We start from the raw sequence: 12992 nt of genomic DNA, 5'->3' as shown, positions 1-12992 counted from the left end.
TGCAGGCGCCAAGTGCCGCGCACGAGGCCGTCGCGAGTGCGGCCAATAAAGAACGATGGATGGGCATGATCAGGAATGTCGTGTTTCAACCGCCCCGTGAAGGGTGTCGCTCGTCTTCACCGCATTGCCGGCAGGACGCAAGCGAAAGCTATTGAGGAGGTCGTCCCACAGTTTCATCGCTTCCTGGTCGGTGAGGCTAGTTTTTTGCTGATTGCCCTTCCCGTCGTGATGGCCGGTCGTCAGCTCGATCTTGATGGCGGGCGTGTCCAGCGTGCCATCGCCCTGGGTCTCCCACACGAAGGCGTGGCCGCGCATGCCGTTGCTGCCGGGTGCCGTAGCGAGGTGTTCCTGGCCCGGGTATGGACCGACCTGGCGGTCACCCTTGCGCAGCACGCGCACCGACGTGGCGAGGCTGCCGAGGAATTGCGCCATGCCGCCCATCCGGTCGAGCAGGGGCTTGTCGTGCTTGTGGCTGGCGAGCGGGTAGATCCAGACCGACACGAAGACATCGGGGTGGCCGGCGATGTCGATGTCCAGGCTCGCCTCTTCGTTCTGCCAATGCGTGTTGGCGATGAAGCCGCCGGCAAAGCAGAAGCCGGGGTCGACGGGAATATCGGTGTCGGCGCGGTGCCGAAGGCGGGACAGAGCGTCCTGCATGCCGCTTATGCCTTGCTCCTGCTTGCTGCCCCCGACGTCGTCTTCGAACAAGTATCGGGTACCGTTGATCCAACGATAGCCTGTCACTCTAATCTGCGCTGCGCTAGCGTCGCTTTTCCATGAGGCCAATACCCTCGCGCCATTTTCCGACTGCACAGACTGGAGCAGCATGCTCTGTCGTGTCTTTTTGTTTTTTGCAGAGCTGAGGTCCGACTCGCGCTTGCCCACCTCGTTCTCGAACTCTTCACTGGTCATGGCTTTGACCGGCTCGATACGGATGAAGTCATACTTATAGTTGCCCCCGCTGAGCGTGGACCCGGCAGGCACGTCGATCAGGTAGCGTCCCATGCAGAACGTGGAGGCAGCAGCGCTGTGATGTGTCATGGTCGATGAGCTGGAATTGCCGAATAAGGCCGTGCAGGCGCCAAGTGCTGCGCACGAGGCCGTCGCGAGTGCGGCCAACAAAGAACGATGGATGGACATGATTCGAGTACGTCGTGTTTCAGCCAGCCGGACCGGGCGGCCTGATGCTGGTAGGGAGATGCCGGCCAGGCTGCGTTCCCCTCGCGATAATCGATAAGGGCGATCTATTGACCGCTGAAGTTCCCGATCGTGGCAATTAGCGTGGCGCCGCAAGTCGTCTTATGTCCTTCATAAGCGACCGCGATACCATCGATGACATGATGCGGGTCGCCTTCGGCAATGGTGCAAACGGTATGTCCCGCGATCGGACAACTGCACAGGTCTCCAACGCGGGCCACCGGAATACCGTCGACCGTGAAATGTTGCGCACTCACGCTCACGACCTTGCCGCCGTGCGACGTGGGATCGCCAAGACGAATCACATTGGGCATCGGTCACCCCTTGTTTTGATGCGACGATTCGTCACCCAGGCCATGTGCGTCGGAACTTGCGTTGTCTGGTGTGGCCTGCGCGATCGACTGCGCCTTTGGCGCCTCGGAGTCGTAATCGACCAGTTTCCACACGGTCGCCGTACGATACGAAGGGCGCGCTCCTTTGAGCTTTTGCCACAACGACGATTCGCCCAACATCGTCACCTGCGGCATCGTTTCTCCGGCCCTGAAATACTGACGGGCGCCGCCTTCGATCTCGCCGGCCTCGCTCGCTTGCCACCAGCCCGTTTGTGGGCATGTGCCACCAGTCGCGACGAGCTCTCCGAGCGGAAGGTGCGGAGACGGTTCAGGGACGACATCACTCGTCTTTATTGCGTCGCCTGTAGGACGCAAACGGAAGCTGTTGAGAATGTCGTCCCATAGCTTCATTGCCTGTTCGTCAGTGAGGCTTGTTTTTTGGGGATTGCCTTTACGATCCGAATGACCGGTCGATAACTCAATCTTGATGGCAGGTGTCTCCAGCGTGCCCTCGCCTTGGGTTTCCCAGACAAACGCATGTCCACGCATACCTCCACTGTTAGGTGCAGACGCTAGATACTCCTGTCCTTTATAAGGGCCGATCTGCCGGTCGCCTTTGCGTAGCACATGTACAGAAGTGGCGAGGTTGCCGAGTACTTGCGTCATACCGCTCAGGCGTTCCAGCAACGGCTTGTCGTGTTTAAAGCTAGAGAGTGGGTAGAACCAGACCGAAACGACGGTATCCGGATGCCCGGAAACGCGGAAGTCTATGCCCGCTTCTTCATTGCGCCATCGCGGGTTTGAAATAAAACCACCTGCAAAGCAATAGCCGGCCTCGGCAGGAATCTCGGAGTCGGGCCGAACATGCAAGCGCGAAAGAGCATCCCGCATACGATTTATACCTGATTCTTGCCTATCCGCAGCAACGTCAAGTTTGAACTGAAATCGGCCACCATTAATCCAACGATACCCATCTATTCTGATGACATCCGTACCGAAGTCAGCCGCCCATGAAGTCAATATTCTGGCATTTCCTTCCGATCGCAAAGACTGAAGCAGCATGTCTTGTTTTGTAATTTTATTTTTTACCGACCTAAGATCTAGCTCTGATTTGCTCAAGTTTTTTTCAAATTCATCAAGCGTCATGACTTTCGTCGGCTCGATTTCCATAAAATCATATTTATAGTTTCCTCCGCTCAGCGTCGATCCAGCAGGCACGCCAATCAAAAAACGCCCTGCACAGAAAGTAGAGATTGATGTAGAGGAAATAATGCTGGGATTTTGATTCATATTCAACAATTGAGATTGGATGAGCTCAGCTCGACAAGTATTATACCCTAGACAAAATGCCGCAACGAGAATAGCTAGCGAGAGATATGAAGCTTTCATGTTTTACTTAAATTTTGTTTCAACCAGTTTGACTCGGCCACAATCTTAATTATGGAATACAATGTTACCGCCTGCGCCAGTTCCGCCTTGTATGAGTCTTGGTGATCATAGCTTTCATGGCCCTTCTCTTTACCTTCATGCCGAAAGATCTGTACTACATGTGGCGTCGGGGCGGATCCAGATTCCGCTGGCACAGTCCCGTCACCAGGGCCTTGAGCCTTTTGGATCTTCAGGCCGTATTTGTTTGTCTCTTTAAAGGAGAGCTGTACCGTGCCATTCAAATCGTCGTCGGCGATTAATGCCGCCTTAAAATCTCCGTCGATGATTTTTTCGCTCCTCCAGTTAACTTCATTCCATGATAACCGTTTAGGATCAGCAGCGTAATAAGCATACGTGTTTGAGTGATATTTATCTTCAATCATATTTTGAAGATCCTGTGCTGCACGCATATTGTGTCGAAATTTTATGAAATCAGAATAATCAGGATCCTGTTCAACGGCCTCTCTACCTTTACGAGCAGCTGCCTCCCTCTCTCTTCTTCCCGCCGGATCGATAAGATCTTCCCTCACCAACTTCCACCAGCTTTCGGTATTATTCAAATAAATATCCGCGTAAGGATCTGACTCGCCCAAAAACGTATCGACCTCCTCGACCACCCCTTGCATATTGGTTTTTACATAACTCGCCCGGAGCCAATGCCTCAATCCTTTTTCGGATTGCGTTTTATACTGGGCCGTAGGCAACAACTCCAGTGGCCCCGGCGCATTGGCCATAACGGCCGTACATTCAGCAGCGTCCCGACCCAACAAAACTTGCTCGACGCTTTCGAATCCGGCTCGAATACGCTTGTACGTTGCCGGCGCACCGATTGCAGGCATGACGCCATGCACAATACCGAGGATACGATCAGCCATGCCTGGAACTTGCGCACATGCTCGCCCGACGAGACCACCCATACTATGAGTGACAATGATGACCTTATCGCAGATCTTTCCCTTGCTGCGGTAATGACCGGTAATGCGCTCAATTTCCCGAGCTAAATGTTCGCCAGATTCCTTGTTACTTCGGAGCCAGTTGTACCCGACGGCGTGTACTGGATAAAGAACGTCGGCGGCGTCGCGCAGATGAACTTCCTGCAACGGCGTAAATGGTTTCTGCGCACCGAGCTTTGCTGGATCCTGCTTGTCCATCACAAGTGTTTTCCATGTCGCTGTAAGCTGTTTGCCTTGACTGGCAGGATCGAAAATGAGCGCGAGGCTCTTTTCTAGCAATGAAAGAATTCCGCCATAGCTCTTACCATACAACTGTCCCCAGCCACGCCACTTTGCGCGCTCGGCATCGGTGGCGCCTGGGGCAATCGCCAACAGGGCCTTGCTGGACTCATCAGGGCGCGCCGGCCCATCCTCGTCGACCTCGGTATTATTTGGATCAAGGACTTTTTGACGGTCGGCTGCGGACTTGAACATATGCTTGAGCACCGTGACAAGGCCTTCCCAAGTATTCTCTGGCGGAAACCAAGCTGATGCATCCCTGTTCTTCATTTTAAGCCGCGTCCCCATAATGCCCGGCACGAACAAAATAGGCACGACAAGATCCGGCGTCGTGAGGCACAACGCGCGAACCTTCAGATTGGTACCCGTAAGGACAGACTGCGCGGTATCGTTGCCGTGTTCGTCCCAGCCGGTGCCGACCAGGCGGGTAGCGGTATCGGTATCACTCATGGGTTACTCTTCCATTACTCTTTCAAAAGGGTCAGGCGCGCGATCTTCAGCGCCATGTCCTGTGCCAGTTCGGTATGTCCGTTCTGATCGGTGACGCCTTCAATGGTGCGGCCGTCGTCCAGCTCGATCCGGTAGCGTTGATTGGCGTGCGGGCGTCCGCTGCCGCGGCGGGCGAGCACGAATCGTTCGTCCGTTTTCAACGTACTGACGGGAAGTTCCACGCCCGGCGGCGTGCCGCCTCCGGGCCCCACGTGCGCAAACGTCGACGACTTGATCGTGTGCGCCCCGCTGCTCTGCTGCGTGATGGCGCCGCCGCCGATGTCCACCTGCGCACCCTGCGCCACGAAGCGCACCTTCGGCGCCTGCAGCACGATCTCGTCGGCGGCCGTCAGCACGATGCGCTTGGCCGACGTGAGCTCGATGTCGTCGCCATGCGTCTGCAGTTCCAGCTTGCCGCTGGCGGCGATCAGCTTGATCCCCAGGCGATGTGCGAACAGGCTGATGCTTTCCGAGACGCGCGCCAGTAGCCGCTTGCCGATGGAGAACTGGGTATTGCCGACGCTGACCACGTCGACGTGCGTCTGCGCGCCGAGCGCGATATTGTTCTGGCTCGCCATCGCCATGCCGGCCGGTGCGGACAGTGCGACGACAGGCTGGCCGCCGCCGTCCGCGGTGCCGCTGGCGGTATTGCTGCCCGCTTCCCATTGTTTCAGGTGACCGAGCAATTGCTTCAGTTCGTGATCGTCCGTGTCGTCCGCGTGATGCGTCGACGACAGCTCGGACAGCTGGCGTTGCACGCCCTGCAGCACTTCCATCAAGCCGACCAGTTCGGCGCGATCGAGTTGCTTGCCGCCGGCTTGCGTACGGGCGTCGGCACTGATCAGGACACCCTTGGCACCGCGCACCGCGACGGCATGGTCGCTGCGCAGTTCCGCGCCTTCGCCGCGTGCCTCGCCCTTGCCCTCGCTGCGAGGATGCGTGAGCCAACCCAGGTTGAGCTCGCTGTGACCGTGCTCCGAAGACAGCTGCGCGTTGATCTCGCCCGGCGTATCGTCCAGCCGCAGCTGGTTGTAGCGGGTCCCCTGCACTTCCTTGCTCTTGATCCCGGCAAGGTATTTATTGCCGGGCAGTGTGCCCGTGTGGGTGAACGACGGCGGCGGCGCCGTGCCACCATACACTTGCGCCACGATGATAGGCTTGTCGGGGTCGCCGCCCAGGAAATCGACGATGACTTCGTCGCCGACGCGAGGCAGCGTGATGGTACCCCACTGGTTACTGGCCCACGTGCTCGCCACGCGGACCCAGGCGGAGTCGCGGTCGCTGTCGCTGGCACCGGCGTCCTGCGCATGGCCGTGGTCTTCCGGCCGGGTGCCGGGAAAGCGCACCTTGACCCGGCCATGTTCGTCGCAATGCACCTCTTCGCCCGCCGGCCCGACGACGCGCGCGCTTTGCAGGCGCGGTCGCGGCAAATCGGTCCGGGGATCGAACGCGGGCACGATCGGAATGCCGCGGCGTACGCACGAAAAACGGTTCGTGTAACGCATGCCGCGCTCCATACTGGCTTGCAGAAGCGCGTCGGCAGAAGGTCAATCGTCCCAGCGGCTGAGGGCAAACAGCCGCCGGACCTGGTCATCGATGGTCTTGGGCAGATTGTTTTCCGCATCGACCTCGAGCCGGGTCACGACGAATTCGCGTTCGTTCTCGGGATGTGTATCGATCTCGGGATGCCCGGTCAAAGCGACCCATTCGCCGACGCAAAGCGCTCGCACGCTGCCTTCGCCATAAAAACACTTGGATTCGTATTCGTGGCGCTTCATGCGCAATTCGCCGAGCTTGCGGTAATCGTCACCGTCCTCGCCCGCATGCGGCATGTCGATCAGGTAGTCGTCGAGGCTGGCTGCGAACTGGTTACCCGCCTTCCCCTGGTCGATGCGCGACGACGTATTGCTCGTCATCGGACGGGATTGCAGATAATCCCAACTCTGGCGTGAGACATTGCCCGGTCTGAGCGTGCGCACGGCATTCCAGGTGATGACGGTGTCGCTTTTTTCCGTACCGGCGTCGCGGTGATAACGCACCGTGCCGGCGGCATTCTGCGGCAGCGTGAAAGCGTCGTCGAACAGCACGAGAGAATGGGCCGGCGTTTCCTGGTCGTCCGCCTGACTTGCCCGTCCGGGCCGCATGCACCATGCGATGCCGCGCCGTTTCCACAAGCGCCGCAAGAAGTCGGCATCGGATTCGTTGTGCTGCATGGTGAATTCGCGAGCCGGATACGTGCCGGTGACGTGCGACCAATCGACGTCGAACGCTTTTGCCAGCACCGGATTATTCTGGCGCCACTCGTCGAGAATGACCTCCGTGATATCCAGTTCGTTCCGGTTACGGAAGACGCGGGTATTGGTCCGGTGCTCCATCAACGCCAGGGCGTCGCGCACCACCAGTTCGTACGTCACCAGGCCGCCATCGCTCTGACCCGCCGCCGCTTGCGCCACGATACCGCAGACGGCGCGCACATCGCCGCGGTCCGTCACGAACTGGAGTTCGACGGGCAGTGTGATGAATTCCTTGAGGCGCAGCCCGGCATGCGTCGATACGCACAGGAGCCGGTATTCCAGTCCGCCACACATCGTTTCATTGCCGGTGACACGCTTGACCAGCAGGACATCGTCGAGCACGTGCCGCTCTTGCGACAGTCGTAAACGGATGGGACGATTCGCCTCGGAGAGGCCGGCGAATGCTTCAATGAGATCCTTGAGGTTCATGCAAATATCCTTGCCAGGCACGATCGGATTGATTAATACATTGAATTGGACGAACCAACTCAACCATATATGTTATTGCGAATTATCGGATTCTGTCCATGTGCACAATTCACATTTGAAGGATTACTCGACCCGATCGCCAACCCGTTGATTCTTCGAGACAAATCGATTGCAACCGCTATTGCATCTGCGCATAAACATTTACTTCGCGAACAACAAAATCCAGTGAATTGAAATAATTCGCGATTATTCGAAAACGAAAAACAGGCCGAAATGCGTGAATAATCGCGCAGCCCGATTAAATGGATTACATCTTTGAAAAATACGGGCCAATCGATTTACACGAAGCGGCGCCATCGCTACCATGGGCGCTCCTTTTTGCCCACACCGCGAACCGATACAATGCTTTCCCTCCTCAACCCGCGGCCGCGCGTCAGCACCGTACCGATCTTCGACGGCCACCACTGCGTCATCGTCGACGACTTCATGCTGGAGCCGGAGGCGCTGGTCGACTTCGCGGCGAACAACCGCATGAATTTCCAGGACCTGGCGGGCAACTACTATCCGGGTCCCGAACTGCCGCTCGGCGGCACCTTCGCGGCGCGCGTGAAGGACAGCTTCCTGCAGCACGCACGCACAGCGCTCGGGGCACGCCGGATCCTCGACCTCAAGAGCCGGCTGTCGCTCGTGACGCGCCGTCCCGCGGACCTGCTGCCGGGCCAGCGCCTGCCGCACCGCGACTTCACCGGCCTGCCCGCGGGTGTCGGCGTGGGCGCGATGGTGCTGTACCTGTTCAAGGACGAGCGCTTCGGCGGCACCAGCTTCTTCAAGCCGAAGGTCGCTGAGCACGAGATCACGGCCCTGGAACACGAGCTGCGGCGCCACGAACGGGCCGGCGCGGCGCTGGCGGACGTGCCGCCGACCTTCGCGATCGCGTCGAGCCGCTGGTTCGAAAAAGTGCTGACGGTCGAACCGCGCTACAACCGGGCGATCTTCTATAACGGGAGCATCTTCCACTCGGGGCATATCCACATGCCCGAGCTGATGACGGGCGACCCGCGCACGGGGCGGCTGACGGCGAATGCGTTCTTCCAGCTGCGCATGGCGGCGGGCTGAATGGTATTGCCCAAATAAAAAAGCCCGCCGGGCGGCGGGCTTCGTCGAGGGCGTTGCGGGATCAATCCCAGTTCAGCGCACCACCGGTCTGGTACTCGGTCACGCGCGTCTCGAAGAAGTTGCGCTCCTTCTTCAGGTCGATCATCTCGCTCATCCACGGGAACGGGTTTTCCTCGTTCGGGAACAGCGCATCCAGGCCGATCTGGACGGCGCGGCGATTCGCGATGAAGCGCAGGTAGCCCTTGAACATGGCCGCGTTCAGGCCCAGCACGCCGCGCGGCATCGTGTCTTCGGCGTAGCGGTATTCCAAGTCGACGGCTTGCAGGAACAGCTGCTTGATCTCTTCGCGGAATTCTGGCGTCCACAGCTGCGGGTTTTCCATCTTGATCGTGTTGATCAGGTCGATGCCGAAGTTGCAGTGCATGGATTCGTCGCGCAGGATGTACTGGTACTGCTCGGCGGCACCCGTCATCTTGTTCTGGCGGCCCAGCGCGAGGATCTGCGTGAAGCCGACATAGAAGAACAGGCCTTCCATCAGGCAAGCAAACACGATGATCGAGCGCAGCAGCTTCTGGTCGTTTTCCAGCGTGCCGGTGTGGAACATCGGATCGTTGATGACTTCGATGAACGGGATCAGGAACTGGTCCTTGTCGCGGATCGACGGGATCTCGTTGTAGGCGTTGAAGATTTCCTTCTCGTCCAGGCCCAGCGATTCCACGATGTACTGGTAGGCGTGCGTGTGGATCGCCTCTTCGAACGCCTGGCGCAGCAGGTACTGGCGGCATTCCGGCGCCGTGATGTGGCGGTAGGTGCCCAGCACGATGTTGTTGGCCGCCAGCGAGTCGGCGGTCACGAAGAAGCCCAGGTTGCGCTTGACGATGCGGCGCTCGTCTTCGGTCAGGCCGTTCGGGTTCTTCCACAGTTCGATGTCGCGCTGCATGTTCACTTCCTGCGGCATCCAGTGGTTCGCGCAGCCGGCCAGGTATTTGTCCCACGCCCATTTATATTTGAACGGGACCAGCTGGTTGACGTCGGTCTTGGCGTTGATGATGCGCTTGTCGTCCGCGTTCACGCGCTTGGCGACGTCGGCGGCGCTGACTTCAGGATTGACGGCGGCGGCGGGGGCCGGTGCGGCGGCCGGTTCATCGTCCCAGGAGAGAGCCATGATGTTTTTCCTTCTTGAATTCTTTTAGCGGCATCGCCCGGGAGGCCGGGCGATGCGTGGTTACGTTAGGGTTTCAGTCGGTATTGACCGATTATTGGCAGGCTTCGCACTCGTCGAAGCCCGCGTCGCCCGGCCGCAGGTAGCAGGCCGCGCCGTCCACGACGTCCGGTGCGCTTGCTGCCGGAGCGGCCGCCGGTGCTGCGGCCGGCGCCCCGCCGGACAGTCCACCGTCGACCGCCACGGCGTTCAGGGCGCCGGTACGGGTGGTCGACTTCTCCATGTGCGTCGCGGCGATCGTGCGCAGGTAGTAGGTCGTCTTCAGGCCGCGCAGCCAGGCCAGTTTATAGGTCTCGTCCAGCTTTTTACCGGAGGCGCCGGCCATGTAGATGTTCAGCGACTGGGCCTGGTCGATCCACTTCTGGCGGCGCGACGCGGCTTCCACCAGCCACTTCGGCTCGACTTCGAACGCCGTGGCGTAGATGTCGCGCAGGTCTTGCGGGACGCGATCGATGCGCGACAGCGAGCCGTCGAAGTATTTCAGGTCGTTGATCATGACCTCGTCCCACAGGCCGCGCGCCTTCAGGTCGCGCACCAGGCAGGCGTTGATCTCGGTGAACTCGCCCGACAGGTTCGACTTCACGTACAGGTTCTGGAACGTCGGCTCGATGCAGGCCGACACGCCGATGATGTTCGAGATGGTCGCGGTCGGGGCGATCGCCACGCAGTTCGAGTTGCGCATGCCGAACTGTTTGATGCGGTTGCGGACGATGCTCCAGTCCATCGATTCCGACGTATCCTGCTCGAGGTAGCCGCCGCGCTCTTCGGCCAGCAGCCTGATCGAGTCCTGCGGCAGGATGCCGCGGTCCCACAGCGAACCTTCGTACGACTGGTAGCGGCCGCGTTCCTCGGCCAGCTCGGTCGACGCCAGGTAGGCGTAGTAGCAGACGGCTTCCATTGAGCGGTCGGCGAATTCCACGGCCTTGCTAGAGGCGAACGGCACACGCATCATGTGCAGGCAGTCCTGGAAGCCCATGATGCCCAGGCCGACCGGACGGTGGCGCAGGTTCGAGTTCTTCGCCTTGTCGACGGCGTAGTAGTTGATGTCGATGACGTTGTCGAGCATGCGCATCGCGGTGCGGATCGTCTTCTGCAGCTTGACCACGTCCAGGCCGTCGCCCTTCATGTGCGCCGGCAGGTTCACGGAACCCAGGTTGCAGACGGCGATTTCGTCTTCGTTCGTGTTCAGCGTGATCTCGGTGCACAGGTTCGACGAGTGCACGACGCCGACGTGCTGCTGCGGCGAGCGGATGTTGCACGGATCCTTGAACGTGATCCACGGGTGGCCCGTTTCGAACAGCATCGACAGCATCTTGCGCCACAGGTCGAGCGCCTGCACTTTCTTGTGCACGGTCATCTCGCCGCGGGCGGCCTTCTCTTCGTACTTCAGGTAGGCTTCCTCGAACGCGCGGCCGACCTTGTCGTGCAGGTCCGGGGCTTCCGACGGCGAGAACAGGGTCCACTCGCCCTTTTCCATCACGCGCTTCATGAACAGGTCCGGAATCCAGTTCGCGGTGTTCATGTCGTGCGTGCGGCGGCGGTCGTCGCCCGTGTTCTTGCGCAGGTCGAGGAACTCCTCGATGTCCAGGTGCCACGTTTCCAGGTAGGCGCAGACGGCGCCCTTGCGCTTGCCCCCCTGATTGACGGCGACGGCGGTGTCGTTCGCGACCTTCAGGAACGGCACGACGCCCTGCGACTTGCCGTTCGTGCCCTTGATGCGCGAGCCCAGCGCACGCACCGGCGTCCAGTCGTTGCCCAGGCCACCGGCGAATTTCGACAGCAGCGCGTTTTCCTTGATGGCGTCGTAGATGCCTTCCAGGTCGTCGGCGACGGTGGTCAGGTAGCACGACGACAGCTGCGAGCGGCGGGTGCCCGAGTTGAACAGGGTCGGGGTCGAGCTCATGAAGTCGAACGTCGACAGCAGGTTGTAGAACTCGATGGCGCGCGCTTCGCGGTTCTCTTCACGCAGGGCCAGGCCCATCGCGACGCGCATGTAGAACGCCTGCGGCATCTCGATGCGGGTTTCGCGGATGTGCAGGAAGTAGCGGTCGTACAGGGTCTGCAGGCCGATGTAGCCGAACTGCAGGTCGCGGTCGGCGACGATGGCCTTGGCCAGCTTCTGCAGGTCGAATTTGCCCAGTTCCTCGTCCAGCAGCTCGGCGTCGATGCCCTTGGCGATGTATTGCGGGAAGTAGGTGACGTATTCGGCGGCGGCGCCGGCCTGCGGCACGTCCTTGCCGAAGATCTCCTTGCGGATCGAGTGCAGCAGGATGCGCGCGGTGACCTGGCTGTAGGCCGGATCCTTTTCCATCAGTGCGCGCGCGGCCAGCACGGCCGACTTGTGCAGTTCCTCGACGGGCACGCCGTCGTACAGGTTCTTCATGGTCTCGGCCAGGATCGCGTCGGCGTCGACGTGCTTTTCCAGGCCGGCGCAGGCGGCGTTGATCAGGGCCGACACTTCGTTCATGTCCAGCAGGCGGCGCGCGCCGCCGTCGACCACGTGGATCTGCGGGGCGGTGATCTGCGTCGTGCCGGCGGCTTCCTTGGCGGCGCGGCGCTCTTCCATGCGCTTGGCACGGTACAGCACGTATTCGCGCGCGACGTCGTGCTCGCCCGAGCGCATCAGGGACAGTTCCACCTGGTCCTGCACATCCTCGATGTGGAAGGTACCGCCGTTCGGCTGGCGGCGCACGAGGGCCGCGACCACGTTGTTCGTCAGTTGCGCGACCAGCTCGCGGATGCGTGCCGACTCGCGGCCCTGCTCGCCGTTGACGGCCAGGAACGCCTTGGTCATCGCGACGGCGATCTTGCTCGGCGCGAACGGCACCACGGCGCCGTTACGGCGGATGATGCGGTAGTCGCTGCCCGCGACCAGTTCGTCCGCGCTCTTGCCGGCCGTCGTAGCTGCCGCGACGGTATTGATGGAAATGTCCGAAGATGTTTGCATTGAGCCTCCCAGCATTGGCGTCACAGACTGCCATCGCCTTCACGAATTAGGTAGATATGGACCCCTCGGAGTGAATCCAGGGAACGCTGCCAACTCATTAAAATTGGCAACTCGATAACTTTCTGCCGATAAAAAATAGGAGCGGCAATATTGAGAAAAAAAGCTTCGCGCTCCTACTCAGCCTGTTCGGCATTAAGGCCGTTGACCACTAGATGTAGTAGACAACGGCCTTACAGACCTAATTGTAGTCGATGTCCGCGATTTTTATGAGCTCTGTCAGTAAGATTTTTTTCTTGACATCGATCA

General features: G+C 59.7%; 9 protein-coding genes. 1 reads left to right on the top strand and 8 read right to left on the bottom strand.

What is annotated here, in order from left to right:
• Positions 1-69 precede the first annotated feature (69 nt).
• The 6 genes from ACL58G_RS08610 to ACL58G_RS08585 form a co-directional block, all read right to left on the bottom strand.
• Positions 70-1140: a T6SS immunity protein Tli4 family protein gene (locus ACL58G_RS08610; protein ID WP_413382185.1), complete on the bottom strand. Its 1071-nt coding sequence runs from the start codon at positions 1138-1140 to the stop codon at positions 70-72.
• A 104-nt stretch (positions 1141-1244) separates the two neighbouring features.
• On the bottom strand, positions 1245-1511 hold the full coding sequence (locus ACL58G_RS08605; protein ID WP_413382182.1) for a PAAR domain-containing protein: 267 nt from the start codon (positions 1509-1511) through the stop codon (positions 1245-1247).
• Positions 1512-1514: 3 nt separating this feature from the next.
• The gene (locus ACL58G_RS08600) at positions 1515-2918 is read right to left on the bottom strand and encodes a T6SS immunity protein Tli4 family protein (RefSeq protein ID WP_440966330.1); all 1404 of its coding nucleotides are present in this window, start codon (positions 2916-2918) and stop codon (positions 1515-1517) included.
• The gene (locus tag ACL58G_RS08595) at positions 2915-4639 is read right to left on the bottom strand and encodes an esterase/lipase family protein (RefSeq protein WP_440966328.1); all 1725 of its coding nucleotides are present in this window, start codon (positions 4637-4639) and stop codon (positions 2915-2917) included. Before ACL58G_RS08595 ends, ACL58G_RS08600 begins: the two co-directional genes overlap by 4 nt.
• Positions 4640-4653: 14 nt before the next feature.
• Positions 4654-6195, bottom strand: coding sequence for a DUF2345 domain-containing protein (locus ACL58G_RS08590; RefSeq protein WP_440966326.1), 1542 nt, complete (start codon positions 6193-6195; stop codon positions 4654-4656).
• Positions 6196-6225: 30 nt separating this feature from the next.
• The gene (locus ACL58G_RS08585) at positions 6226-7401 is read right to left on the bottom strand and encodes a type VI secretion system Vgr family protein (RefSeq protein ID WP_440966324.1); all 1176 of its coding nucleotides are present in this window, start codon (positions 7399-7401) and stop codon (positions 6226-6228) included.
• A gap of 402 nt (positions 7402-7803) precedes the next feature.
• Between ACL58G_RS08585 and ACL58G_RS08580 the strand changes: the two genes are divergently transcribed.
• Positions 7804-8517 (top strand): DUF6445 family protein, encoded by a 714-nt coding sequence (locus ACL58G_RS08580; RefSeq protein WP_440966323.1) that lies wholly within the window; start codon positions 7804-7806, stop codon positions 8515-8517.
• Positions 8518-8578: 61 nt separating this feature from the next.
• Here ACL58G_RS08580 and ACL58G_RS08575 read toward each other — a convergent pair whose 3' ends face one another.
• Positions 8579-9682, bottom strand: a complete 1104-nt coding sequence (locus ACL58G_RS08575; RefSeq protein ID WP_440966321.1) for a ribonucleotide-diphosphate reductase subunit beta — start codon at positions 9680-9682, stop codon at positions 8579-8581.
• A gap of 91 nt (positions 9683-9773) precedes the next feature.
• Positions 9774-12686 carry a ribonucleoside-diphosphate reductase subunit alpha gene (locus ACL58G_RS08570; protein WP_413382162.1) on the bottom strand — a complete coding sequence of 971 codons (2913 nt, stop codon included), beginning with the start codon at positions 12684-12686 and terminating at the stop codon, positions 9774-9776.
• Positions 12687-12992: the final 306 nt, after the last annotated feature.

The organism is Massilia sp. GER05 (genome assembly GCF_052056005.1).
Classification (GTDB): Bacteria; Pseudomonadota; Gammaproteobacteria; order Burkholderiales; family Burkholderiaceae_D; genus Telluria; species Telluria orientalis.
The sequence above is the reverse complement of the archived record's forward strand: the minus strand, read 5'-3'. Positions and strand labels throughout refer to the sequence as shown.

Bases quoted from the DNA above. Each gene is read 5' to 3' on its own strand.
- ACL58G_RS08610 (WP_413382185.1), bottom strand. From the start codon at position 1,140: ATGTCCATCCATCGTTCTTTGTTGGCCGCACTCGCGACGGCCTCGTGC.
- ACL58G_RS08605 (WP_413382182.1), bottom strand. From the start codon at position 1,511: ATGCCCAATGTGATTCGTCTTGGCGATCCCACGTCGCACGGCGGCAAG.
- ACL58G_RS08600 (WP_440966330.1), bottom strand. From the start codon at position 2,918: ATGAAAGCTTCATATCTCTCGCTAGCTATTCTCGTTGCGGCATTTTGT.
- ACL58G_RS08595 (WP_440966328.1), bottom strand. From the start codon at position 4,639: ATGAGTGATACCGATACCGCTACCCGCCTGGTCGGCACCGGCTGGGAC.
- ACL58G_RS08590 (WP_440966326.1), bottom strand. From the start codon at position 6,195: ATGGAGCGCGGCATGCGTTACACGAACCGTTTTTCGTGCGTACGCCGC.
- ACL58G_RS08585 (WP_440966324.1), bottom strand. From the start codon at position 7,401: ATGAACCTCAAGGATCTCATTGAAGCATTCGCCGGCCTCTCCGAGGCG.
- ACL58G_RS08580 (WP_440966323.1), top strand. From the start codon at position 7,804: ATGCTTTCCCTCCTCAACCCGCGGCCGCGCGTCAGCACCGTACCGATC.
- ACL58G_RS08575 (WP_440966321.1), bottom strand. From the start codon at position 9,682: ATGGCTCTCTCCTGGGACGATGAACCGGCCGCCGCACCGGCCCCCGCC.
- ACL58G_RS08570 (WP_413382162.1), bottom strand. From the start codon at position 12,686: ATGCAAACATCTTCGGACATTTCCATCAATACCGTCGCGGCAGCTACG.